Here is a 24,371-nt window from a genome sequence, read left to right on the forward strand (position 1 = left end):
GCCGGTGGAGCACTGGGACGTCGTCGTCGTGGGAGCCGGTCCGGCCGGGGCCGCCGCCGCACTGGCCGCCCGGCGGGCCCGGCCGGAGGCGCGGGTGCTGGTGCTCGACCGGGCCGGCTTCCCGCGCGACAAGGTGTGCGGCGACGGCATCGCGCCGGAGGCGCTCGACGTGCTGGGCGGGCTCGGGCTGGATCCGGCCGCGGTGACGGCCGGGTACCCGGCGGTGCCCCGGCTGCGGCTGCGCTCCCCCGATGGCACGACCGTCGAGCGCGCCACCCGCCGCCCCTCGCACGTCATCCCCCGCGCGGTGCTCGACGCCCGGCTGGTCGCGGCGGCCCGGGAGGCCGGGGCGGAGCTGCGGCGGCACCTGGTCCGGCGGATCACCGTCGGCCCGGACGGGGTCGAGGTGGACGGGGCCGTCACGGCCGGCGTGCTGATCGGCGCCGACGGGGCGGAGTCGGTGGTCCGCCGGGCCGTGGGCGTGCCGCGGAACCGCCCCGACCAGCTCGCCGTCGCCCTCCGCGGCTATGCGCCGGTCCCGGCCGGGCAGCGCGACGTCCAGGTCATCCTCACCACCGAGCAGCGGTGGCCGGCCTACGCCTGGTCGTTCCCGATCGGCGACGGCCGGGCCAACGTGGGCTACGGCGAGCTGACCTCCGGCGGGGCCACCCGGGCCGGCCTGCTGGAGGGGCTCGACCGGCTGCTGCCCGGCGTGCGGGCCGAGGAGCTGAAGGCCCACCGGCTGCCGCTGAGCACCGGGCGGCCGCGCCAGCCCGACGGGCGGGTGCTGCTGGCCGGCGACGCGGCCTCCCTGATCAACCCGCTGACCGGGGAGGGCATCTTCTACGCCGTCCTCTCCGGAGCCCTGGCCGGCGCGGCGGCCGGCGCGGGGGCGGGCGCCGGCGCGGCCTACCGGCGGGCGCTGGCCCGCCGGCTCGGCCGGCACCTGCGGCACTCCTCGGCGGCGTCCCGGCTGAGCCGGTGGCCGGTGCTGATGGATGCCGCCCTGCGGGCCGCGGCGGTCTCGCAGCGGGTGTTCGACGACGTGGTCCACCTCGGCCTGGCGGACGGCCGGCTCACCGTGCCCACGCTCGTCGGCGCGGCCGGCTCCCTCCGGCGGCCGGCTCCGTAGCCGGTCAGCGCAGCGCCGTCACCAGCGCCGCCGACGACTCCTCCGAGGTCAGCACGACGAACCCGAGCTCGGCCAGCGTGACGGCGACCGCCTCGCCCATGAGCTGCTGCACGGCGCCGTCGGCGGCGGGGCCGCGCACGCCCTGCACGCTCATCCGGTCGTGGGTGCGCCAGCTGACCAGGACCCCACCGGCGGCGGTGTCGGGCATCAGGCAGACCCCGCCGGCCGCGCGCTCCCCGGCGCCGTCGTAGAGCGGCAGGCCCGCCTCGACCAGCGCGGCGGCGACCTCGACGACCAGCGTGGTCAGCGGGTCGGTGTCGCTCAGCAGCTCGTCCCAGTCCTCCGGCAGGCGGTCCAGCTGGTCACCGAGCTCGGCCAGCCAGGCGCGGTCGACCGGCGAGGGGCGCGGCGCGACCGTGCCGTCGGGGCGGCGGACGCCGTGCACGGCGATGGCGGCGAGCTCCCCCGACAGCGCCGCCCAGTCGGCGTCGACCCGGTCGTCGAACGGGCCGGCCACCGCCTGCGCCCCGTCGTCCACCAGCCACCAGGTGGGAGCGGCGGCGGGCGCGGGCGCCGGGCGGACGGCGAGGGCGACGGCCTGCTGCTGCGGCTGGGTCCGGCCCCCGGCCGCGGCCGCCGCCCCGGCCTGCCCGGCGGTGCGGCGCCCCGCGGGGTGGTTGTCGGTGCGCGGCGCGGGCGCCTGCTGGGGCTCGCGGGCGGCGTTGCGGGCGAACTCGTACCGCGCCGTCGAGCTGGCGCCGAGGACGACCACGACGGCGGTGCAGACGAGGAAGCCCAGCAGCGTGGCGGCCGGCCAGACCAGCATCGAACCCAGGGTCACGGGACCACTCCTCAGCGGCTACGCCGCGGCGGGGGAAGTGCCGCGGACAGGTCAGACGCTAGGGCCCTCCACGGTCTTCCTCGGCAGCCGCGGACGCCGTTCTGACCGCCCGTCACCGAACCGTTGCGCCGACCCCGGACAGCGCCCGGTGACCGGTCCTCCACGGCACCGTCTTGTCGACATCCAGCGCGCCGACCTGCGCAAACGCACTCGGGAGGCGTGCGATCAGGCCGTCGGCGCTCGGCGGCCCGGCATGTCGCGCCCCCTTTCCCCGGGACGCGGAACGGCCCGCCGGCTGGTGCCGACGGGCCGTTCGCGTGCTGCGTTACCGGGTCAGTTGACCTGCACCCGCATGAGCTGACCGGCGGCGCTCATCCCCGTGACGGTGATGGTCGTGCCGGTCTTCGGGACGTCGACGCCGGTCCAGCCGTTGGCGTCGGGCTGCTCGCCCGGAGCCACCCACCAGTCCTTCGTGTCGTCGAAGGTCCGGACGGCCGGGAGGCCACCCACCCGGCCGGCCACGCCGGTGTCCGGGTCGTGCAGCGTCAGCTTGTCCGTCGGCTGGAGCCCGAAGGTCGAGTCGTAGGACTGGACCCGCGGCCGCCAGCTCTCGCCGTTGGTCCGGTCCTCGCCCTCGTCGTCGGTCGGCTCGTAGAGCAGGCCCGGGTGGGCGTCGACCGGCAGGACCAGGCCCGCGCCGGGGTGGGCGCCGACGTTGTTGTCGCTGTACTGGGTGTTCCAGTAGCTGATCAGCAGACCGTCCTGGTACGGGAAGTGCTCGACCCAGTCCGGCCGGTTCGGGTCACCGAAGTTGTACGGCCCCGTCTTCAGCCCCGTGTCGTAGCCCGTGTAGGCCCGGTTCTCGAGGATGTAGGCGTTGAAGAACGACTCGGTGGTCGTACCGGTGGTCACCTCGAACCCGTCCAGCGTCCAGTCGGTGACCGGGGTGCCGCCGATGCTCACGGCGTCGACCTGCAGGCCCGGCTCGGTGGCCGCACCGTCGGTCCAGTACCGGAAGCCGACGAGCGCGCCGTCGGGCACGGAGCTGATGTCCGCCGTCAGGTCGACCCACTCGCCACCGGTGCTGCCGGTGATGCCGTTGCCGAAGTTCTGGCCGTTGGGGTCGTCGGAGGTGGAGAGGTTCGTCGGCACCGAGGTGAAGGTGGCACCGCCGTCCGTGGTGTACGCCACGTAGGCGTAGTCCCAGTCCTCCTCGATCTGGTAGTTGACCTTGGCGGTCAGTTCACCGGCACCGGCCGGCTTGGGCGCCAGCATGGTGTGGTCGAGGTCGTCACCGGAGCCGGAGTACCAGAAGTCCTCACCCTCGAACGGCGTGCCGATCGTGGTGGTGACCTCCTTCTCCGGGAGGACGACGACGGCGGCCTGCTTCTCCTTGGTGTTGTACGCCGACGGGCCGAGACGCAGGCTGGCGCTGTCGCCGGCCTGGACCGTCTCGTAGTTCAGCCAGCCCAGCTGCAGCTTCTCCCAGGCGCCCATGTGGATCGGCTGGGTGCCGATGCCGTCCTCGGGGCGACCCGAGTTGCCGTACGAGCCGGAGCTCATCAGCGTCCAGAAGGCGGTGCTGTTCTCGGCGCCGCCGCTGTTGCCGGAGGTGTCGTACAGGTCCGGCAGGCCCAGGTCGTGGCCGAACTCGTGGGCGAAGACACCGACGCCGCCGTTCTCCGGCTCGACGGTGTAGTCACCGATCCAGTACTTCGAGCCACCGACCTGCGTGCCGCCGAGCGGGTTCACCCGGCCGTCGACCGTGGGGCCGCCGGTGCCGATGCGGGTCGTCTGGTTGTACCAGCGGTGCGACCAGATGGCGTCGTCGCCGAGGACCCCGCCGCCGACCTCCTCGCCCATGCCCGAGTGCACGGCCTGGAAGTGGTCGATGTAGCCGTCGGCCTCGTCGAAGTTGCCGTCGGCGTCGGAGTCGTAGCGGTCCCAGACGTCGAACTGCGAGAGGTACTCGTCGATCTGCTCCGCGGTCTTCCCGGCCGCGAGCTGACCCTCGTACCAGGCGTTCACCGAGTCGTTAACGAACTTCCAGGTGACGGCGTCACCGAGGTCGTTGTCGCCGTACGAGGCGCCGGTGCCGGGGACCTGCACCCAGTCCTCGACCTCACCGGTGACGGTGTACCGGCCCGAGGAGAGCTGCTCGTAGAAGTTCGCCACCGAGTTCACCCCGGGAGCGGAGCTGTACAGCAGGGTGTCGAAGTAGCTCTGCGAGAAGTCCGACGTCCAGATGGTGGTGTTGTCCACCGAACGGTCCGGCTGCGGGATGGAGTTGTGCGGCAGGTCGCTGAACTCGCCGAGGACGGTCCAGATCGCGTCGCTGTCCTCCTGGGCCAGCTCGACGTAGCGGCCCGGGGACACCTCGACGACCTTGTTGTTGCCCTGCGGCGTGGCCTCACCGCTGAGCACCTGCTGGAGGGCCTCGGCGCGCAGCTCGCGCTGCTTGTCGACCAGCGGGCTGGACAGGTCGTGGGATCGTTCGGGGCTGGGGGTGCTGGGGGTGTCCTGCACCGGAGGCGCGGCGGACGCGGTCGCCGGGATGGCCAGGACCACGGCAGCACCGGCGACGACAGCCAGAGCTCTCTTCAAGGGTGGTTCTCCTGCGTTCGGAGGGAGACCGACCGGCCGACCGGTGGGGAGCCACCGGAGGCCCTCACGGGCGGTCGCCGGGGACGTTAGGTGAGCCCCGCATCGTTGTCTACAAGTCGACACCAGCCGGTCACGGAACGAACCCGGCTCCGGGTCGGGAACTCCTGCGGTTACCTGGATGTTTACCCGTGCGAAACGATGCCGGTCGGTATGTCGAAGAGTTCCTGTCGTCCCACTGTGTGAGATGGAGCACTGCGGAGGGCGTGGGATTCGAACCCACGAAGAGGGGTCACCTCTTAGCGGTTTTCAAGACCGCCGCACTAGGCCGCTATGCGAGCCCTCCTGGCAGGTGGTGCGCCGCGGCGCCACCTCGCCGCGCCGGCCATGCTACGGAGTGCCGTCCCGGCCGACCGACCGGCCGGCGGTGCGAACGAACGAGCGGGCGCCACCGGCTCCGGAGAGCCGGTGGCGCCCGCCTGTGCTCAGCCGGGGATCAGCCGGTCACGGTGATCCGGTCGGTCTCCGGTGCGGACACCGGGTCCTCGGACAGGTAGGCCTGGAGCGCGTCGACGTCGAACCCGGGCTGGTTCACCACGTCCGTCCCCTCGGTGAGCACGGTGAACCCGTCCCCGCCGCCGGCCAGGAAGTTGTTCACCGTGATGCGGTAGGTCTCCCCCGGCGCGACGGCCTCGCCGCCGATGGAGAGCGACCCGGGGACCACGCTGCTGCCGTCCGCCGCCACCGCGTAGCGCACCGAGTCCGAGGGGGCGAGCACCCGGCCCACCTCGAACTGCTGGTTCAGCAGCGCGTACAGCTGCTCACCGGTCAGGTCGAGCGTGGTGAGCAGGTTGTTGAACGGCTGCACCTCGAAGGCCTCGCCGTAGGTCACGACCCCGTCGCCCTCGCCGGCCTCGGAGGAGGCGTAGAGCAGGTCGGCGCGCACCCCGCCGGGGTTCATGAACGCCGCGACCGCACCGGCCTCGTCGTCGGTGGCCGCCAGCTGCGCGTCGGCGATCAGGTTGCCCAGCGGCGACTCGCCCAGCAGCGACCCGACGAGGGGCTCCTGCGCGCGCACGACGTCCTCGGTGATCTCACCGACCGGCACGTTCGCGATCGGCTCGGCGAGCCGGGAGTAGCGCTCGACGAGCTCCTGCGCCTTGCGGTCGGGCCGGACGTCCCGGGTGACCACGACGTTCTCGGCGCTCGCGGCCACGACGTCGCCGGTGCGCTTGTCGAGGCTCAGGTCGATGTCGGTGATCAGCCGCCCGTTGGACAGCGCCTGGGTGACCAGCTTGCCGTCGATCTCGTCCTCGCCCTGGCAGACGAACCCGTTGTGGTAGTGCCCGGTGAGGATGACGTCGACGGCGTCGTCGACCGCGTTGGCGATGTCGAAGGCCGGGCCGGTCGGGTCCTCGCAGGCGTTGATGCCGCCGCCCGCCACGCCGCCCTCGTGCAGCGAGACGACGATCGCCTCGACGCCGTCGGCGCGCAGCTCGGCGACGTAGCGGTTGATCGTCTCCACCTCGTCCTCGAAGCGGACGTCGGCGATGCCCTCGGCCGAGACGATGGAGGGGGTCTCGTCCAGGGTGAGGCCGATGACGCCCAGCGGCACACCCTTGAAGCGGTAGACCTCGTACGGCGGCAGGATCGGCGCGTCGGTCTCCCGGTCCACGACGTTGGCGGCCAGCCAGTCGGCGTCGGAGCCGTTGTAGCCGGTGCCGTCCAGGCAGCCGTCCACGGGGTGGCACGCGCGGCCGTCGATGATGCGCTGGAGCTCGTCGACCCCCTCGTCGAACTCGTGGTTGCCGACCGCGGCGACGTCCAGGCCGAGCCGGTCCATCGCGTCGATGGTCGGCTCGTCGCGGAAGAGGGCCGACAGGAACGGGCTGCCGCCGATCAGGTCGCCGTTGCTGATCGTGAGCGTCTGGCGGTTCTGCGCCTCCAGCTGCCGGAGGTGGGTGGCGAAGTAGGTCAGGCCACCGGCGTCGACGACGCTGCCGTCGGCCAGCGTGACCCGCCCGCCGGAGCCCGAGGGCGGCTCCAGGGCGCCGTGGAAGTCGTTGAAGGCGAGCAGCTGGACCTCGACGGCCTTGTTGCCGGCCGGGGGATCCTGCGGACGGTCACCGGCCACCGCGGGCGCGGCGGCGGTGACGGCCAGGACGGCGAGGGACGCGGTCGCGGCGAGCGTGGCCAGGGGACGGGGCCTCATGCGGTACTCCTCCGGGAGGGGGGCGGTTCCCGGTCACCGTAGGTCGCTCGCCGCGCGATCGGGAAGTGAACAGTGGAGGAAGCCGCAGGGGCTGCGCCGGGCCGCCGCGACCGGCTGCGGGGGAGCTCCCGCCGCGGGCGCAGAATGACCGCGATGACCACCACCGCCACGGGGCGGCGCACCGCCTGGCGGCTGGTGCTGCCGGCCGCCGCCCTCGTGCTCGTGGCCCTGTGCCTGCGGGCGCCGTTCACCGCCGTGGGCCCGCTGCTGGGCGAGCTGGGCGGGGAGCTGTCGCTCTCCACCGGCGCGCTCGCCGTCGTCACCGCGCTGCCGCTGCTGTGCTTCGGCCTGGTCTCCCCGTTCGCGCCCTCGCTCGCGGCGCGCCTCGGCGTGCACCGCGCCGTGCTCCTGGGCGTCGTCGCCCTCGTGGCCGGCGTCCTGCTCCGGCTGGCCGGCGCACCGGGCCTCTACGCGGGCACGGTGCTGCTCACCGCCGGCATCGCCGTGGCCAACGTGCTCCTGCCGGCCGCCGCGCGGGCGGAGTACGGGGCCCGCAGCGCCCTCGTCCTCGGCATGATCGTGGCCTCGATGGCGGCCTCGGCCAGCATCGGGGCCGGTCTCGCGCAGCCCCTGGCCGACGTCGCCGGGAGTGCGGTGCTCGGCCTGGCGCTGTGGGCCGTCCCGGTGCTCGTGGCGCTGGCCGCCATCGCGGCCCTGGCCCGCGAGCGGTGGCGCGCGCCGCGACCGGCGGCGGCGCCCCGGGGCGCCCGCGCCGCCCTGCTGCGCGACCGGGTCGCGCTCCTCGTCACCCTCTTCTTCGGGCTCCAGTCGCTGGCCTTCTACGCCATGCTCACCTGGCTGGCCGAGATCCTCGAGGACGACGCCGGGGTCTCCCCCGTCACCGCCGGCGGCCTGGTGGCGCTCGCCGCCGCTCTGGGCGTGCCCGCCGCGCTCCTCGTCCCGCCGCTCGCCGCGCGCCGGCCCGGCCAGGGCGGCTGGGTGGTGCTGGGCACCGTCCCCGTCCTCGTGGGCATCGTCGGCCTGCTGATCGCCCCCGGCGCGGCTCCGCTGCTGTGGGCGCTGCTGTACGGGGCCGGGACCGGCATCTCGTTCCCGCTGGCCATGACGCTGGTCCTGCAGCGCACCCGCGACGTCGGCCAGACCGGCCGGCTCTCGGCGTCCGCGCAGAGCCTGGGGTACCTGGTGGCCGCGACCGGCCCGCTCGCCGTCGGCCTGCTGCACGAGGCGACCGGCGGCTGGGAGCCCGGGCTGGTCTTCCTGCTGGGGGTCGTCGCCGCCCAGCTCGCCGTCGGGCTGGCGGCCGCGCGACCCCGGCTCGTCGGCGAGGGCGTCTGACCGTGCTTGTGCCGAGTGCGCACTTGATGTCGACGGACACGCCGTGCCGCGGCGTGTCGGCCGACGGCAACTGCCCACTCGGCGCGGGACGAGCGGTCAGGGGTCGGCGGTGACGCCCTCCGGCGTGCGGGTGACCGGGGTGCCGACGACGCCGTGCAGGTGGCAGGCGGCCAGCTGACCGGGCGCCCCGGCCGCGTGCAGCGCGGGGTCGACGTCGTCGCACGGCTCGAACACGTACGGGCAGCGGGTGCGGAAGCGGCAGCCGCTCGGCACGGCCGAGGGTGAGGGCACGTCGCCGGTGAGCACGATCCGCTTCCGGGCCCGCTCCTGCGCCGGGTGCGGCACCGGCACGGCGGACAGCAGCGCCTGCGTGTACGGCATCTGCGGATCTCTGCCCACCGCGGCGGCCGGCCCGATCTCGACCACCCGGCCCAGGTACATGACCGCGATCCGGTCGGAGATGTGCCGGACGGCGGACAGGTCGTGCGAGATGAACAGCAGCGTGAGCCCGAGCTGCCGCTGCAGCCGGCGCAGCAGGTTCAGCACCTGGGCCTGCACGCTCACGTCGAGGGACGCGATCGCCTCGTCGCACACCAGGAAGTCCGGCTCCCCCGCCAGCGCTCGCGCGATGCCGACGCGCTGCCGCTGGCCGCCGGAGAACTCGTGCGGGTAGCGGCCGGCCACCGCAGGGTCGAGGCCGACCAGCTCCAGCAGCTCGCCCACGCGGGCGGCGCGTTCCCGCTTGCCCGACCGCAGGCCGTGCACCTCCAGCGGCTCGCTCACCGTCTGCGCGACAGTGCGGCGGGGGTCGAGCGAGGCGAACGGGTCCTGGAACACCATGCCGGCCCGGCGGCGCATCTCCTTGAGCCCCCGGCGGTCCAGCGAGGTGACGTCGGCGCCGTCGAAGGTGACCGTGCCGCCGGTGGGCGGAACGAGCCGCAGCAACGCGTTGCCCAGCGTGGACTTCCCGCAGCCGGACTCCCCGACCAGGCCCAGGGTCTCGCCGCGCAGGATGTCGAGGTCCACGCCGTCCACGGCCCGGAGCACGCCGCCGCCCCTGCCGCGCAGACCCCTGCCGCCGACCGGGAAGTGCACCTCCAGCCCGCGGGCGGAGACCAGGACGTCGCTCGCCGACCGGTCGTTCATCCCTGCCCTCCCTCGGTGCACCAGGTGGCCGCGCGGTGCGGCAGCCGCGACCCCTCCTCGAGCGCCCCGGACGCGGTCGCGCCCGCCGCCGCGCGGGACACCACGGCCAGCGGGGGCTGCTCGGTCTCGCAGCGCGGATCGGCCCGCACCGGGCAGCGCGGCCAGAACACGCAGCCCGGCGGCAGGTCGGTGGGCGGCGGCGGCAGCCCGGGGACGGTGGTCAGCTCGGGCACCTCGCCGTCGGGCCCCGCCGGCGCGGCGAGGTCCGGCAGGGAGCCCAGCAGCCCGCGCGTGTAGGGGTGCGCCGGCCGCTCGAGGACGTCGTCGACCGTCCCGTCCTCGACGCAGCGCCCGCCGTACATGACCAGCACGCGGTCGGCGATCCCGGCGACCACCCCGAGGTCGTGGGTGATCCAGATGACGCCGGTGCCGTGCTCGGCCTGCAGCTTCTCGACCAGGTCGATGATCTGCGCCTGCACCGTGACGTCCAGCGCCGTCGTCGCCTCGTCGGCGATCAGCAGCGACGGCGAGTTGCTCAGCGCGATGGCGATGACCACCCGCTGCCGCATGCCGCCCGACAGCTCGTGCGGATAGCGGTCCAGCGCCTTCTCGGGATCGGGCAGGCCGACCTCGCGCAGCAGCTCCGCCGCCCGCGTCCGTGCGGCGGACTTCGAGACGTCGCCGTGCGCCCGGATGCCCTCGACCAGCTGGCGGCCGATGGTGAGCACCGGGTTCAGCGAGGTCATCGGGTCCTGGAACACCATGCCGGCCCCCGGGCCGCGCACCTGGCGCAGCCGCTCGGGTGGCATCGTCAGCAGGTCCTCGCCCTGGAGCAGCGCCCGGCCGGTCACCGTCGCCACCCGCGCCGGCAGCAGCCCCAGCAGCGCCAGCACCGAGACGCTCTTGCCGCTGCCGGACTCCCCCACGACGGCGACGGTCTCCCCCGCCCCCACGGTGTAGCTCAGCCCGTTGACCACCTCGGCCGGGCCGCGCGGGGTGCGCAGCCGCACCCGCAGGTCCTCGACCTCCAGCACCGGGTCACCGCTCACCGGTCGCCCCCGCTGCCCGCGGCGTCGCCGGCCACCGCGGCGTCGCCGGCCACCGCGGCGCCGCCGACCGCGGCACTGCCACTGGCGGCCTTGCCGCTGCCGGCCATCAGCGTGCGCTGCCGCGGGTCGAGCGCGTCGCGCAGCCCGTCGCCGAGCAGGTTGAAGCAGAGCACCGTCAGGAAGATCGCCATCCCCGGGAAGAAGGCCAGCCACCAGGCCAGCTCGATGTAGCCGCGCCCCTCGGCCAGCATCAGCCCCCACGACGGGTTCGGCGGCTGGGTCCCCAGCCCGAGGAAGGACAGCGCCGCCTCCGCCAGCACCGCGAAGGCCAGGCTGATCGAGGTCTGCACGATGATCGGCGGCGCGGCGTTCGGGAGGATGTGCCGGGTGAGGAGCCGCCAGTCCGAGGCGCCCACCGAGCGGGAGGCCCGCACGTAGACCTCCTCGCGCACGCCGAGCACGCTGGCGCGGGTGACCCGGGCGAAGATCGGCGTGTAGACGATGCCGATGGCCAGCGCGGTGTTGCCCGAGCCCGGCCCCCGCACGGCCAGGACGGCGATCGCCAGCAGCACCGCCGGGAAGGCGAACAGCATGTCCATGAACCGCATGAGGACGTCGTCGACCCACTTGCCGTAGTAGCCGGCGAGCAGGCCGATGAGCGTGCCCGCGACCAGCGCGAAACCGACGGCGAGGAAGCCGACCCGCAGCGACACCGAGGCGCCGAGGATCACCCGGCTGAGGATGTCGCGGCCGAGGTCGTCGGTGCCGAAGGGGTGCGACCAGCTGGGCGACTGCAGCCGGTCGGCGACCGAGATGTCGTTGGCCCCCTCGGGCGCGAACGTGTCGTCGAGGACCGCCACGACGACGATGAGCAGCAGCAGCACCCCGGCGACGGCGGCCGTGGGGTTGTGCAGCAGCAGGCTCAGCGTCTCCCGCCACTGCGGGCGGGCCGGCCGCAGCGTGGCCGCCGGCGACGTCCCGGGGGCACCGGCCGGGGTGTCCGGCGAGTTGCCGGGTTCGGGGACGGGCGCGCCGGTCATGGCAGCAGGCCTCGGCTGTATGTCATCTTCACCAGCAGGACCCGGCTGGGGATCATCGCCGGATCCGCGGGTCGATGGCGGAGTACAGCAGGTCGACGACCAGGTTGATCACCAGGAACACCAGCGCGAAGAGCAGGATCGCGCCCTGCAGCACCGGGTAGTCGCGCGCCTCGACGGCCTGCAGCGCCAGCTGCCCGAGGCCGGGCCAGGAGAACACGATCTCGACGACGACGACGCCGGACAGCAGGTAGGCCAGCTGCACGCCGGTGACCGTGACGAGCGGGAGCAGCGCGTTGCGCAGCACGTGCCAGGTGAACACCTGGCGGCTGCCCAGACCCTTGGCCTGCGCCGTCCGCACGTGGTCCGAGCCCAGCGCCTCGAGCACGCTGGACCGCACGAACCGGGTGATGACCGAGCCGGAGACCACGCCGGTCACGAGCGCGGGCATGAGCAGCCGCTGCAGCCAGCCGCCCGGGTCCTCGGTGAGCGGCACGTACCCGCCCGACGGCAGCCAGCCCAGCGTCCCGGCGAAGACGAGGATGAGCACGATGCCCATCCAGAAGTCGGGCACCGAGATGCCGAACTGGCTGATGACGGTGGCGACGCGGTCGACGACCGACCGGGGCCGCAGCGCCGAGATCGTGCCGAGCGGGACCGCGATGACCAGCGCGACCAGGATCGAGGCGAACGCCAGCGTGAGCGTGGCGGGCAGCCGCTCGGCGATCTGCGAGGTGACGGTCTCCCCGCTGCGGAAGCTCACCCCCAGGTCGCCGGTCACGGCCCGGCCGAGCCAGGTGACGAACTGCTCGAGCAGCGGCTGGTCGAGCCCCGACCGCTCGCGCAGGGCGTCGTAGGTCTCCTGGGAGAACCGCGTGCCCAGGGCGAGCCGCACCGGGTCGCCCGGTACGAGGTGCACCAGGGCGAACACGATGACGCTCACCCCGGCGAGGACGACCGCGGACTGGCCGACCCGCCGGATCAGGTAGCCGGTCAGGGCAGCTCCACGTCCTCGAAGTTGATCGCCTTGTCCGGCCGGATGGTGTAGCCGGACAGCCCGGGCGCCCAGGCCTGCACCACGTTGGGGTTGTAGAGGTACAGGTACGAGACGTCGTCGACGATCAGCTGCACCGCCTGGTCGTAGAGATCCTTGCGGGCCTCGCGGTCGGTCTCGCTGGAGGCCTGCTGCAGGAGCTGGTCGACCTCCGGGTTGCTGTAGCCCTGGTAGTTGTTCACCCCGTCGGTGATGTGCTGGGAGTGGTAGTAGTCGAACGGGTCGAGGTTGCCCAGCCAGCCCAGCATGAAGGCGTCGAAGTCGCCCTGACCCTGCCGGTCCAGCCAGGTGGCGAAGTCCACCGTCTGGACGTCGACGTTGATCCCGATCGGCTCCAGCTGGCTGGCGATCACCTGGGCGGCGGTGACCGTCTCGGGGAACTCGTCGGTGACCATCAGCCCCATCTCGAGGGGCAGCTGGACGCCGGACTCCTCCAGCAGCTGCCGGGCCGCCTCGGCGTCGGCCTCGAACGGCGCGTAGTCCGAGGCGAAGAAGTTGCCCTCGGGGATCGCGGTCTGGTTGGCCTGCGCCGCGCCGAAGCGGGCGGCCTCGGTGACCGCCTCGCGGTCGATCGCGGTGGCGATCGCCTGGCGCACCAGCGGGTTGCCGAACGGCTCCCGGGCGAAGTTCATGGACATGTACCAGTAGTCGACGCTGGGGATGCTCTGCAGCTCGACCTCGTCGTTGCCCTCCAGCGACTCGATCTGCTGCGGCGGCACGTTGTCGGTCCAGTCGACCTCGCCGTTCTCCAGCGCGGTGAGCGCCGCGGCCGGCTCGGCGATGTAGCGGAACTCGACGCCGTCGATGCTCGGCGGGCCGCCCCAGTACTCCTCGTAGGCGGCCAGCTCGGTGCTGCTGGCGTCGGAGCTCTCCAGCGTGAACGGCCCGGTGCCCACCGCCTCGGTGGTGAGGTCGTACTCCTCGGCGGCGCCCTCGGGGATGATCGCCGTTCCCTTGAAGCCGCCGATCAGGGCCGGCAGGTTCGGGGTGGGCTGGGAGAGGGTGATCTCCACCGTCTGCGGGTCCACCGCCTCGACGCCGGTGACGTTCTCGAACCGGTAGGCGTTCTGCAGCTGCTCGTCGATGATCCGGTTGTAGGAGTAGACGACGTCGGCGGCGTCGAACTCCGAGCCGTCGTGGAAGGTGACGCCCTCGCGCAGGGTGAACGTCCAGGTGAGCCCGTCCTCGCTGGTCTCCCAGTCGGTGGCCAGGCTCGGCTCCATCGTCAGGTCCTCGGGGTTCGGGACGACGAGGGTGTCGTAGACGTTCTCCAGCACCTGGAAGCTCGGGTAGGCGCTGGTGACGTGCGGGTCGAACTGGTCGGGCTGCGCGCCGACCGCGGCGACGAGGGTGCTGCCCCCACCGCTGCCGCCGCCGCCCGCGCCGGTGTCGACGCTCTCCCCACCGCCGCCGCAGGCGGTGAGAATCAGCGCTCCGGCGGCGACCAGGGACACGAGTCGGGTGCTGCGCACGGGAGAACCTCCGTGGTCGGGGCAGGGTGTCCACCTCCGACCTTGCTCCCGTCCCCGGGCTCGGGCCACCCGAATACGGCCTGGAGCAGGATCGTTGCCTGGTCGAGACCTCGCCGCGGCACCCGGCCGGGCGGTGGGGCGCCGTCGCCGGGGAGCACCGGCGGGCTCGGCGACGAGGTGCCGGACGGCGTGGCCCAGATCACACTGGAGCCGTCTCTGCACCGTCGCACCGCCGAGGTGGCCCATGACCGACACCCAGCCCACGCACCGCGCGCGCATCCCCCGCGACCGCGAGCACGACTACACCGACGAGATGGCGCACAAGCGGCAGGCGTTCGTGGCCGAGCAGACCGGTGCCGGGCTGGACCACGTCGGCCGCTACTCCATCGACCCCGCCGTCCTGCCGGGCAACGTCGAGAACTTCACCGGCGTCGCCCAGGTGCCGATCGGCGTGGCCGGGCCGCTCACCATGCGCGGCGAGCACGCCCACGGCGACTTCTTCGTGCCCATGGCGACGACGGAGGGCACGCTGGTCGCCAGCTACAACCGGGGCATGCGGGTGATCGGCGAGTGCGGCGGCGTCCGGACCACCGTCGTCGACGACCACATGCAGCGGGCGCCGGCCTTCATGTTCGACAACGCCCTCGAGGCGCGGGAGTTCGGCCGCTGGGTGGACGAGCACCTCGACGGCATCCGGGCGGCGGCCGAGGAGACCACCCGCTCGGGCCGGCTCACCTACATCGGGCAACACCAGATCGGCCCGCTGCGGTACCTGCGGGTCAACTACACGACCGGCGACGCCGCCGGCCAGAACATGACCGGCAAGGCCACGCTCGCCGCCTGCGAGTGGATCAGGGAGAACCACCCCGACCACCCGCGCTACGTGCTCTCCGGCGCCATCGACACCGACAAGAAGCACTCGCAGATCAACATGCTCATGACCCGCGGCAAGCGGGTGGTGGCCGAGGTGACCATCCCCGACGAGGTGCTGCGCCGGCTGACCGGCGTCAGCACGCGGGCGCTGTTCGAGTACCGGCAGGTCGGCATGGCCGGGGCGTTCATGTCGGGTGCGGCCTACAACGGCGCGCACGCCGCCAACGGGCTCACCGCGATGTTCATCGCCACCGGGCAGGACGCCGCGAACGTCGCCGAGTCGCACGCCGGCGTCACCTACACCCAGCTGCTGGAGAACGGTGACTACTACTGGTCGACGACGCTGACCTCGCTGATCGTCGCCACCTACGGCGGCGGCACCGGGCTGCCCACCCAGCGGGAGTGCCTGGAGATGCTCGGCTGCTACGGGGCGGACAAGGTGCAGAAGTTCGCCGAGATCTGCGCCGGCGTGGTGCTGGCCGGCGACATCTCGCTGACCTCGGCGATCCTGGCCGGCGACTGGGTGACCAGCCACGACTCCCTGGGGCGCAACCGGTAGCGCGCCCGGCGACTTCGGGGAACGTGCCGCCTGCGTCGCCGCCCGGGGCGCATGTTCCCCGAAGTCGCCCAGGCCCGGGCGAAGACGGGTCGAGCCCCGCCCCCTCGGGGGCGGGGCTCGACGTCGGCGGGCCGGGAGGGGTCAGCCGGCGGACCGCCGCCGGGCGACCAGCAGCAGCGCACCACCGGCGGTGAGGGTGGCGAGGCCGGCGCCCACGGGGACGGCGATGTCCGCGCCGGTGTAGGCCAGCGTCGGGCCGCCCGGGGCCGAGGCGGCGGCCACCGTGACGTCCAGCCGCAGGAAGCGCTCGGTGCCGTCCGGCGCGAAGCCGGAGGCCACCAGGCTGTGCCGGCCGGCCGCGAGGTCCGCCGGCACGGTCACCGTGGCGCGGAAGTCGCCGTTCGCGTCGGTCGTCGCGGTCCCGAGCAGCCGCGGCTCGGAGTAGACGACGATCGCCACCTGGGAGTTCGGCTGGAAGCCCGTGCCGATGACGACCAGCTGCTCGCCGGCCTCGGCGCGGGTGATGTCGCCCTTGTCGGTGGTCAGGGTCAGCGGCGTCGTGGGCACCGTGGCGGGCACCCGCGGGGCGGGCTGCTCCTCCACCACCTCCGGCTGGGCGACCGGCGGGCTGGTGGTCACCGGGGCGGCCGGCGTGACCGTCCGGGCGTTGCTCGCGGCGCCGTTCGCGGGGCTGCTGACCGCGCGGACGACGACGGTCACGGCCGTGCCGTTGGGCAGGCCGGTGATCGTGCCGGTGCGCGCGCCGCCGGAGGACGTCGTGGCGAGCGCCGTCCAGTGGCTCCCGCTGTCGGTGCTGTACTCCCAGCCGCTGATGACCGCTCCCGTGTCGGCGCCGGGGGTGAAGGTGACGCCGGCCGAGCCGTTCCCTGCCGTCAGCGCGGTCAGGTCCGGCGCTGCCGGCGGCGGGCAGGGCACGTGGTTGCCGGTGACGTAGCCGTTGCCGCTCGTGTTCAGCGCGCTGTTCGCCGTGGCGCCCGCGGGCGCGAGGTTGGAGCCACCGCCGCCGCCGGCACCCTCCGGGGCATACGTGGGGTTGCCACCACCGCCGCCACCGCCGAAGGCGCCGCCACCGCCGCCACCCGCGCCGTCCGACGGCGCGTCGCCGCCCACGGGACCGGCCCCGCCGAGGCCGTCACCGTCGAGGTAGCCGGAGCCGCCACCGGCACCGGCCGCGGAGGCGGTACCGCCACCACCCCCGGAGTTCTCGCCGTTGCCCGCGCCCGCGGCACCTCCCGGCCCGGCGTCGCCCCCGGCGACCCCGTAGCCGCCACCGCCACCGCCTCCGGCGATCAGCAGCGGCGCGCCCCCGGTCACGACCGCGGTGCGACCGCCACCGCCACCACCGGGCGTGCCGCCCGTCGCGGCGCCGCCGCTGTGCACGCCCCCGCTGAGGCCGCCCGCCCCGGTGGAGCCGGCAGCAGCTCCGCCGGCACCGGCGAGGAGGGTGAACTGCTGACCCGCCGTCACCGCGGTCCGCGCGGCCACGTGGCCACCGGCACCGCCGCTGCTCCCGGCGCCGGTCCCGCCGGTGCCGCCGTGCAGCACCCAGTCGACCGCGCAGACGCCGGCCGGGATGGTGACCGGGCCGGAGTGGGCCGGGTCGGCCCAGTAGATGTCGGTGGCGATGTCGGCGTGCGCGACGCCGCCGACACCGAGAACGGCCGTGGAGAGGCCCATCGCGCCGGCGGCCACGAGGCCCAGGGCGCGACGGGACGGAGACGTGGAACGCACGCCGACCCCCGTGGTGATCGGCCCGGGACGCCGGGCGCGGACGCCCGGCACCCGGACGACGGGGCACCTGACCACGCGGCGGTCCCCACTCCGGGCCCGCAACGCCGCCGGAAACTCTCAGTGCCGGAACGTGACCGGACCGTGATATACGCCGGTCGACACGGGTGCGCGAACAGCCCCGGTGAAGCCGAAACAGTGACCAACGCGGCCCCCCGCGGCTGTCAGGCTCCCTCGTCCGGCCGCTCCCGTCGGGCTCGGGTCAGCCGTCGACGGTGACGTCGTTCCACGGGAGCTGCGGCTCCACCCACGGGAAGACGACGAAGAGCAGCAGCGCGCAGACGGTGAGCGCCAGCACGAGCGACTGCGCCGCCTTCAGGCCCCTGCCGCCGGGCAGGTGCCGCCAGATCCAGCCGTACATCGCCGTCCTCCGGTGTCCGGATCAGCCCTCGCGCAGCGCCGGCGGGCCGTCGGGCATCTCCGACTTGGGGATGCCCGCGCCGTCGAGCCGCGCGTGGACGATGAGCCGCTGCCGCGCGGAGAACCGCGGGTGGCAGGTCGTGAGCGTCAGGTAGGAGCCGGTCGGCCCGCCCGAGGGGTCGGCGCCCGGCGTCGGGGCGATCACCGACACGTCGGAGGGGGGAACGATCCGCTGGCCCGGGATGCCGCTGGGGTCGGCCTCGAGGTTCCCGGTCGCCGGGTCCCCGAGCACGCGGTAGACGAACCAGGTGTCGACGGTCTCCACGACGATCGGGTCGCCGGGGCGCAGCGCGTCGAGCTCGAGGAAGGGCGATCCCTTGCCGACGCGGTGGCCGGCCAGGGCGACGTTGCCCGGCTCCCCCGGCATCGCGGTGCCGACGTAGTGGCCGGGTCCCTGCGAGAGCTCCCCCTCGGTGGTGCCCTCCAGGACCACGCGGGCGTAGTCACCGCCCAGCCGCGGGATCCGCAGGACCCCGAAGGCGTCGCCGATCTCCACCTGGACCAGGCCCGCCCCGGCGGGGGCGTCCGCCCACTGCTCCTGCAGCTCGGCGCTGAGCTGGTCCTGGCGGCGCTCGGTGAGCAGGTCGGTCACGTAGACCTCGTAGACGACGAACAGCAGCAGCACCAGGCCGGCGGTGACCAGCAGCTCGCCGACCCCGCGGGCGACCGTCTGCCAGCGCGCCGGCCGGTACGGCGGCGGACCGGGGGGCTCGTCGCCCTCGTCGTCCCACGGGACGTCGGCGCCGTGGGTGTCGTCGTAGATGTCGTCGTAGGTGTCGTCGTAGATGTCGTCGTCGTGGGAACCGGCATCCGTGGAGTGCTCGTCCCAGGGCCCGTCGTCCCACGGCCGCCCGGCCGGGTCAGCGCCCTTCCCGGCCCGGGCCTCGTCGTGCCGCACGGCGGTCGCGCGGCCGGATCCCACGGGCACCGGCGGGAGACCCCGCACCGGCAGCGCGCCGGGCTCGGAGACCCGGTCCCACCGCTGCGTCGGACGGGTGTCGTCGTCGTGCCGTCCCCGGTGAGGGTCCGCCATACCGTTCCCCCGGGTGTCGGCCTGCGGTGCGCGCTCGCGGCGCACCACCGGCAGATGCTAGGTGACCGACCATGCGCACAGCGTGATCCGACGCGCGAGGGGCGCCGGATGCCCGGCGGCGGCCGGACGCAGACCCTGCTCAGCGCTCCGGCCCCGCCCCGCAGATGCGGGACGGGGCCGGAGCCGGTGTGCGGGTGGTGCCGAGGTGCTGGGGGGTCAGGCGGCCTGGCGGCGGCGCGAGGCGACGAGGAGGCCGCCACCCGCCAGGAGGGCCAGGGCGCCGGCGCCGAGGTACGGCAGGGCCGAGAAGCCGGTGAGGGCCAGCACGGCCGTGCCGCCGGACACGGTCACCTCGACCACCAGGTTGCGGACGTTGCCGTTCACGTCGACACCCGTGGCCACCAGGTGGTGGACGCCGTTCTCCATGTCCTTGGGCAGGGTGACCTCGGCGCTGAACGTGCCGTCGGACAGGACGGTGACCTCACCGAGCTTGACCGGGGTGGAGTAGACGACCAGCTCGACGGTGGAGCCGGGCAGGAAGTCCTTGCCGGAGATGGTCACCTTCTGGCCGGCGACGACCTTGCCGTCCTTGGCGTCACTGGTCAGCGTGCCGTCGGCCTTGGGCAGGGTCTTGGCGACCGACGAGGCAGGGACGTCGGAGATGGTGACGACCTCTGAGTGGAGGCCCGGGTTGCCCGCGCTGTCGACGGGGGTGACACCGAACGTGTGGGTCCACCCCGGCGTGGCCACCATGACGCACCGGCGCACGTCGGCCGCCGTCTCGCAGGCGATGCCGCTCGCCCCGTCGGTGCCGTCCGCGGACATGGCCTCACCGCCGACGATGTACCCGGCCAGGTCGAAGGTGCCCTCGGTCGAGGGTGCGTCCCAGGTGAAGACGATCGAGGACGGGCCCGCCTTGGCGACGACGTTGGTCGGGGCGCCGATCGGCTTGTACGCCATGGCGGCGATCGAGGCGGTGGCCGCACCGGGGCCGACGGCGCTGGTCGCGCGGACCCGGACCTTGTAGGTCGTGCCGTTGGTCAGGCCCGACACCGTGCCGACGAGCTCGTCGCCGTCCTGGGTGACGGTCAGCGGCTTGTAGGTCGCACCGTCGTCGGTGCTGACCTGCCACCCGGTGACGGGTGACTGCGCGTCCTCGTCGAACCAGCCGGGAGCGAAGGAGAGCTCGAGCCCGCCGTCGCGTCCGACGACCCACAGGTCCTCCGGAGCGGCGGGGGCGTCGAGGGGGGCCGGCGGCGGGCACTCGACCCCGACACCGCTGATGGAGCCCGGGCCGGGGACGGACGCCGTGGCAGCGGCCTCCGGAGAGCCCACCAACCAGTTCCCGCCGTAGTTGTTCTCGTTGCCACCGCCGGCACCGCCGGAGCCGTTCGCGCCGGCCCCGTCACCACCGAAGGCCAGCAGGTAGACCGAACCGCTCTTCAGGACGACGCTCGCCGCGCCGCCACCGCCGCCGCCGACGGTCGCGTCGAGGCCACCCGCGCCCCCCTGCGTCGACCCGGCACCGCTGCCGTTGGTGCCGCCGGCTGCGCCACTCGCGTCGGCGACGCCGTCCTCCCCGACGCTTCCGGGGTTCAGCGTGAAGACGTCGTTCTCCGCGGCGGGGAGCGTCACCTTCACGTGCCCGGCCAGCGCTCCCGCGGCGCCGTCGCTGGCCGCTCCGCCGGAGCCGCCGGAGAGCGTCCACTCGACGGAGCAGATGCCGGCCGGCACCGGAGCCGAGGGACCGGTGCCCGAGACCGTGTAGGACGGCGCGGCGAGGGCGACGCCGCCGAGGCTCAGGATGGTGCTGGACATGGCGATCGCCCCGACGGCCGTGAGGCCGAGGGCTCGCCGGGTCGGTGCTGCGAGGTGCACGTCGACTCCCTGGACTGGCCCGGATGCGCGCCGGGTCGCTTGGTCCGGGGGTGCCGGACGAGGGAGACCGGACCACGCCGCGAGGTCGTGGCCCGGCGCGCCACCCGCGGCGGAACGGCTGAGGCGTTCCGTTACCCGACCGTGACCTGACACGTGAAAGCGCAGGTCAGGAACACGCGGAAAGGTGCCGGATGTCGACGAGACGGCCTGGTCGGTCTCGTCGACATCCGTTCAGTCCGGAACCGATCCGCTTCGAGAAGGTCCTGGCCGGCGGTGCTTCCTCAGAGCGGGCGGACCGTGCCGACCAGGTGCTCGGTGCCGCTGCGCGCGTTCCGGACGGCGGCGTCCCAGCCGCCGTCGGCCGGCGCGGTCGAGAGGGTGACCGTCGAGGGGAGGAACAGCGGCTTGCGGAACGCGACGTCGACGCCGAACGCGTCGGGCAGCCGGTTGGCCACCGACGCCAGCACGCGGGCCTTCACCCACATGCCGTGCGCGATCGCCCGCTTGAAGCCGAACGCCTTGGCACTGAGCCCGGAGAGGTGGATCGGGTTCACGTCGCCGGAGACCTTCGCGTAGCGGCGGCCGGCGTCGTCCGGGATCCGCCAGGTGGCGGCCGCACGGTCGAGGCCCCCGACCGACACCGTCACATCGGAATCCGGCGCGCCGTGGGGCGCGGTCGCGCCGCGGGCCAGGTACGTCGAGCGCCCCCGCCACACCTCCGCGCCACCGGCGGACACCGACGCGCAGAGGTCCACGGTCGCCCCGCTGCGGTGGGCAGCGAACCGCTCGGCCCACACCTCCAGGTCGAGCTCCTCCGACGCCGCGATCGGCCGCAGCACGTCGATGCGGTTGCGCAGGTGCACCAGGCCCGGCAGCGCGAGCGGGAAGGCGCGGTCGCTCATCAGCGCCAGCTGCAGCGGGAAGGTGAGCAGATGCGGGTAGGTCGCCGGGAGCGCGTCCGACAGCGGGAACCGGCAGACCCGGGCGTAGTCGGCCAGGTTCGCCGGGTCCACCCGCACGCCGTGCCGCGCCACCCGGGTGTCGGGCAGCGCCCCGCCGCGGCCGCGCGCGGTGAACGCCGCCCGCGCGAAGAGCGCCGCCATGTTCGGGGGCGCATCGAGCACGGTGGTGGCCATCAGGCGCCCAGCAGCGACTGGCCGCAGACCCGGACGGTCTGGCCGTTGACACCTGCGCTGGCCGGCTGCGACAGCCAGGCGATCGTCTCGGCGACGTCGACCGGCAGCCCGCCCTGCTGCAGCGAGTTGATCCGCGACCCGATCTCCCGGGTGCCGAAGGGCATCTTCGCCGTCATCTCGGTGACGATGAACCCCGGCGCGACGGCGTTGATCGTGGCGTCGCGCTCGGCGAACTCCGGCGCCCAGGCGCGCACCATGCCGATGACGCCGGCCTTGCTCGCCGCGTAGTTGGTCTGGCCGCGGTTGCCCGCGATGCCCGACTGCGAGGAGACGCAGACGATCCGGGCGCCGGGCTTCAGCGCGCCCTCGGCGTCCAGCAGGGCCTGCGTGATGTCCAGCTGGGCCTGCAGGTTCACCGCCATGACCGAGTTCCAGCGGGCGGCGTCCATGTTGACCAGCAGCTTGTCGCGGGTGATCCCGGCGTTGTGGACGACGACGTCCACCCCGCCGTGCCGGGCGACGAGCTGCTGCACCAGCCGCGGGCCGGCGTCCTCGGCGGTGATGTCCAGCGCCACGGCGGTGCCGCCGATCGCGTTCGCCACCCGCGCCAGCTGCTCCCCCGCCGCCGGGACGTCGACGGCGACCACGTGCGCGCCGTCCCGGGAGAGCACCTCCGCGATCGCCGCGCCGATGCCGCGGGCGGCGCCGGTGACGACGGCGACCTTGCCGGCCAGCGGCTTCTCCTCGTCGGGGTTGGCCGGGACGTCGGCCGCCGAGAGCGTCAGCAGCTGCCCGTCGACGTAGGCCGACCGGCCGGACAGGAAGAACCGCAGCGGGGCGGCCAGCGACTCCTCCGCACCCTCGGGCACGAAGACGGCGTTCGCCGTCGAGCCACCGCGCAGCTCCTTGGCGATGGAGCGGACCAGCCCGTCCACCGCCTGGCGCGCGGCCGCCCGGGCCGGGGAGCCGGCGGCCGCCGGCGGGTCGGCGAGGACCAGCACGCGGCCCGAGGAGCGCAGCCGCTCGAGCGCCGGCGCCAGGAAGTCGTGCGCGCCGGCGAGGTCGGCCGGGCCGGTCAGCCCCGTCGCGTCCAGGACGACCGCGCCGAGCTTCTCGCCGTCGGTCCCGCCGTCGGCCGTCACCGGGGACTGCACGGTCACCCCGGCGTCCCGGAGGACGGCGGTGACCGTGTCGCGCAGCCGGCCCTGGCCGGCCGAGCCGACCACCACCGGCCCCGGCAGCAGCGGCTGCCCGGGCTCGTAGCGGCGCAGCTCCACCGGGCGCGGGAGGCCCAGCTGCTTGGTGATCGTGGTGCCGACGCCGGAGTTGGCGAAGGTCGTGTACCAGTCAGCCACGAGGGATCTCTCTTCCGTGCGGGGTGGCGGGGAATGCGGCGGAGCCGTCCGGTTCCCCACCGGAGGTGTGTGGATCAGGACTCGAGGATGGCGACGACGCCCTGGCCGCCGGCGGCGCAGATGGAGATCAGGCCGCGCTTGCCCGGGCCGGCCTCGTGCAGCATCTTCGCCAGCGACGCGACGATCCGGCCACCGGTGGCGGCGAACGGGTGCCCGGCCGCCAGCGACGAGCCGTGCACGTTGAGCTTCGACCGGTCGATCGAGCCCAGCGGGGCGTCCAGGCCCAGCTTCTCCTTGCAGAACGCCGGGTCCTCCCAGGCCTTCATCGTGGCGAGCACCGTGGAGGCGAACGCCTCGTGGATCTCGTAGAAGTCGAAGTCCTGCAGCGTCAGGCCGTTGCGGGCGAGCAGCACCGGCACGGCGTAGACCGGCGCCATGAGCAGGCCCTCGCCGCCGTGCACGTAGTCGACGGCGGCGGTCTGCGCGTCGACCAGGTGGGCCAGCACCGGCAGCCCCTTGGCCTCGGCCCACTCGTCGGAGGCCAGCAGCACCGCCGAGGCGCCGTCGGTCAGCGGCGTGGAGTTGCCCGCCGTCATCGTGGCGCCCTCGCCCGTGCCGAACACCGGCTTCAGCGTCGCCAGCTTCTCCACGCTCGAGTCGGGGCGCAGGTTGTTGTCGCGGGTCAGGCCGAGGAACGGCGTCACCAGGTCGTCGAAGAAGCCGCGGTCGTAGGCGGCGGCCATGGACCGGTGCGACCGGGCGGCGAGCTCGTCCTGCTCCTCGCGGCCGATCTCCCACTCCGCGGCGGTGATCGCCGCGTGGTCGCCCATCGCCAGGCCGGTGCGCGGCTCGGCGTTGCGCGGCATCTCCGGGGCGATCATGCCGGGCCGGATGCGGGCGAGGGCCTTGAGCCGCTCCTGCACCGTCTTCGCGCCGTTCAGCGAGATGAGCACGCGGCGCAGGTCCTCGCTCACGGCGAGCGGGGCGTCGGAGGTGGTGTCCACACCCCCGGCGATGCCGGACTCGATCTGGCCCAGGGCGATCTTGTTGGCGACCAGGATGGCCGCCTCCAGCCCGGTCCCGCACGCCTGCTGGACGTCGTAGGCCGGCGTCGTGGCGGCCAGCTTCGACCCGAGCACCGACTCGCGGGTCAGGTTGAAGTCGCGGGCGTGCTTGAGGACGGCGCCGGCGACGACCTCGCCCACCGACTCGCCCTGGAGGCCGAAGCGCGCGACCAGCCCGTCGAGGGTCGCGGTGAGCATGTCCTGGTTGGACGCCTGGGCGTACGCCGAGTTGGACCGCGCGAACGGGATCCGGTTCCCGCCGACGATCGCCGCCTTGCGGGTCGCGGGCTGCTGGCTCTGCGCCATGGTGACCTCCGTGGTCGGGTGGGCTGGTAGGTACCCAC

The 24,371-nt window shown here is 74.1% G+C and carries 18 protein-coding genes and 1 tRNA gene; 3 read left to right on the top strand and 16 right to left on the bottom strand.

The genetic code is table 11. The features are described 5' to 3' along the window. The first annotated feature begins 4 nt into the window (after positions 1-4). Positions 5-1,132: a geranylgeranyl reductase family protein gene (locus tag BD833_RS12745; protein WP_166533505.1), complete on the top strand. Its 1,128-nt coding sequence runs from the start codon at positions 5-7 to the stop codon at positions 1,130-1,132. Between the two features lie 4 nt (positions 1,133-1,136). Here BD833_RS12745 and BD833_RS12750 read toward each other — a convergent pair whose 3' ends face one another. The 4 genes from BD833_RS12750 to BD833_RS12765 all read right to left on the bottom strand — a co-directional run bounded on the left by BD833_RS12750 (position 1,137) and on the right by BD833_RS12765 (position 6,786). After that, positions 1,137-1,973: a hypothetical protein gene (locus BD833_RS12750; protein WP_243737629.1), complete on the bottom strand. Its 837-nt coding sequence runs from the start codon at positions 1,971-1,973 to the stop codon at positions 1,137-1,139. A 333-nt stretch (positions 1,974-2,306) separates the two neighbouring features. Next, the gene (locus tag BD833_RS12755) at positions 2,307-4,577 is read right to left on the bottom strand and encodes an immune inhibitor A domain-containing protein (protein ID WP_166533506.1); all 2,271 of its coding nucleotides are present in this window, start codon (positions 4,575-4,577) and stop codon (positions 2,307-2,309) included. Positions 4,578-4,832: 255 nt separating this feature from the next. Beyond that, positions 4,833-4,920 (bottom strand) — tRNA-Ser (locus tag BD833_RS12760). 150 nt (positions 4,921-5,070) lie between these two features. Then, positions 5,071-6,786, bottom strand: a complete 1,716-nt coding sequence (locus BD833_RS12765) for a bifunctional metallophosphatase/5'-nucleotidase (RefSeq protein ID WP_166533507.1) — start codon at positions 6,784-6,786, stop codon at positions 5,071-5,073. A gap of 153 nt (positions 6,787-6,939) precedes the next feature. Between BD833_RS12765 and BD833_RS12770 the strand changes: the two genes are divergently transcribed. Further along, entirely contained in the window at positions 6,940-8,142 is a 1,203-nt protein-coding gene (locus tag BD833_RS12770) for an MFS transporter (RefSeq protein ID WP_243737630.1), read from the top strand. Positions 8,143-8,238: 96 nt separating this feature from the next. Here BD833_RS12770 and BD833_RS12775 read toward each other — a convergent pair whose 3' ends face one another. The 5 genes from BD833_RS12775 to BD833_RS12795 are packed head-to-tail and all read right to left on the bottom strand — an operon-like array spanning position 8,239 to position 13,900. After that, positions 8,239-9,288: an ABC transporter ATP-binding protein gene (locus BD833_RS12775; RefSeq protein ID WP_166533509.1), complete on the bottom strand. Its 1,050-nt coding sequence runs from the start codon at positions 9,286-9,288 to the stop codon at positions 8,239-8,241. Further along, positions 9,285-10,337: an ABC transporter ATP-binding protein gene (locus BD833_RS12780; protein ID WP_166533510.1), complete on the bottom strand. Its 1,053-nt coding sequence runs from the start codon at positions 10,335-10,337 to the stop codon at positions 9,285-9,287. The genes BD833_RS12775 and BD833_RS12780 overlap by 4 nt, the downstream gene beginning before the upstream one ends. Continuing rightward, complete coding sequence (locus BD833_RS12785; RefSeq protein ID WP_243737631.1) at positions 10,334-11,377, bottom strand: ABC transporter permease; 1,044 nt, start codon at positions 11,375-11,377, stop codon at positions 10,334-10,336. Before BD833_RS12785 ends, BD833_RS12780 begins: the two co-directional genes overlap by 4 nt. 52 nt (positions 11,378-11,429) lie before the next feature. Continuing rightward, on the bottom strand, positions 11,430-12,371 hold the full coding sequence (locus BD833_RS12790) for an ABC transporter permease (RefSeq protein WP_166533549.1): 942 nt from the start codon (positions 12,369-12,371) through the stop codon (positions 11,430-11,432). Next, complete coding sequence (locus BD833_RS12795; RefSeq protein ID WP_166533511.1) at positions 12,368-13,900, bottom strand: ABC transporter substrate-binding protein; 1,533 nt, start codon at positions 13,898-13,900, stop codon at positions 12,368-12,370. The genes BD833_RS12790 and BD833_RS12795 overlap by 4 nt, the downstream gene beginning before the upstream one ends. A 244-nt stretch (positions 13,901-14,144) precedes the next feature. Between BD833_RS12795 and BD833_RS12800 the strand changes: the two genes are divergently transcribed. Continuing rightward, a complete protein-coding gene (locus BD833_RS12800) occupies positions 14,145-15,332 on the top strand; it encodes a hydroxymethylglutaryl-CoA reductase (protein WP_166533512.1) in 1,188 nt (395 codons plus the stop codon). A 141-nt stretch (positions 15,333-15,473) separates the two neighbouring features. Here the strand turns inward: BD833_RS12800 and BD833_RS12805 are convergent, their stop codons facing one another. The 7 genes from BD833_RS12805 to BD833_RS12835 all read right to left on the bottom strand — a co-directional run bounded on the left by BD833_RS12805 (position 15,474) and on the right by BD833_RS12835 (position 24,333). Then, a complete protein-coding gene (locus BD833_RS12805) occupies positions 15,474-17,084 on the bottom strand; it encodes a hypothetical protein (protein WP_166533513.1) in 1,611 nt (536 codons plus the stop codon). A gap of 259 nt (positions 17,085-17,343) precedes the next feature. Then, positions 17,344-17,502, bottom strand: coding sequence for a hypothetical protein (locus tag BD833_RS12810; protein ID WP_166533514.1), 159 nt, complete (start codon positions 17,500-17,502; stop codon positions 17,344-17,346). A gap of 21 nt (positions 17,503-17,523) precedes the next feature. Beyond that, complete coding sequence (locus BD833_RS12815; protein WP_243737633.1) at positions 17,524-18,489, bottom strand: class E sortase; 966 nt, start codon at positions 18,487-18,489, stop codon at positions 17,524-17,526. 321 nt (positions 18,490-18,810) lie between these two features. Next, positions 18,811-20,472, bottom strand: a complete 1,662-nt coding sequence (locus BD833_RS12820) for a fibronectin type III domain-containing protein (RefSeq protein ID WP_166533515.1) — start codon at positions 20,470-20,472, stop codon at positions 18,811-18,813. Between the two features lie 281 nt (positions 20,473-20,753). Further along, positions 20,754-21,608 (bottom strand): MaoC family dehydratase, encoded by an 855-nt coding sequence (locus BD833_RS12825; protein ID WP_166533516.1) that lies wholly within the window; start codon positions 21,606-21,608, stop codon positions 20,754-20,756. Next, entirely contained in the window at positions 21,608-22,963 is a 1,356-nt protein-coding gene (locus BD833_RS12830) for a 3-oxoacyl-ACP reductase (RefSeq protein ID WP_166533517.1), read from the bottom strand. The genes BD833_RS12825 and BD833_RS12830 overlap by 1 nt, the downstream gene beginning before the upstream one ends. A 74-nt stretch (positions 22,964-23,037) precedes the next feature. Beyond that, positions 23,038-24,333, bottom strand: coding sequence for an acetyl-CoA C-acetyltransferase (locus tag BD833_RS12835; RefSeq protein ID WP_166533518.1), 1,296 nt, complete (start codon positions 24,331-24,333; stop codon positions 23,038-23,040). Positions 24,334-24,371: the final 38 nt, after the last annotated feature.

Source organism: Blastococcus xanthinilyticus (assembly GCF_008124835.1).
GTDB classification, from domain to species: Bacteria; Actinomycetota; Actinomycetes; order Mycobacteriales; family Geodermatophilaceae; genus Blastococcus; species Blastococcus xanthinilyticus.

Excerpts from the sequence above, each read along its gene's own strand:
- BD833_RS12765 (WP_166533507.1), bottom strand. The coding sequence starts at position 6,786 with ATGAGGCCCCGTCCCCTGGCCACGCTCGCCGCGACCGCGTCCCTCGCC.
- BD833_RS12770 (WP_243737630.1), top strand. The coding sequence starts at position 6,940 with ATGACCACCACCGCCACGGGGCGGCGCACCGCCTGGCGGCTGGTGCTG.
- BD833_RS12775 (WP_166533509.1), bottom strand. The coding sequence starts at position 9,288 with ATGAACGACCGGTCGGCGAGCGACGTCCTGGTCTCCGCCCGCGGGCTG.
- BD833_RS12785 (WP_243737631.1), bottom strand. The coding sequence starts at position 11,377 with ATGACCGGCGCGCCCGTCCCCGAACCCGGCAACTCGCCGGACACCCCG.
- BD833_RS12800 (WP_166533512.1), top strand. The coding sequence starts at position 14,145 with ATGACCGACACCCAGCCCACGCACCGCGCGCGCATCCCCCGCGACCGC.
- BD833_RS12810 (WP_166533514.1), bottom strand. The coding sequence starts at position 17,502 with ATGTACGGCTGGATCTGGCGGCACCTGCCCGGCGGCAGGGGCCTGAAG.
- BD833_RS12825 (WP_166533516.1), bottom strand. The coding sequence starts at position 21,608 with ATGGCCACCACCGTGCTCGATGCGCCCCCGAACATGGCGGCGCTCTTC.
- BD833_RS12835 (WP_166533518.1), bottom strand. The coding sequence starts at position 24,333 with ATGGCGCAGAGCCAGCAGCCCGCGACCCGCAAGGCGGCGATCGTCGGC.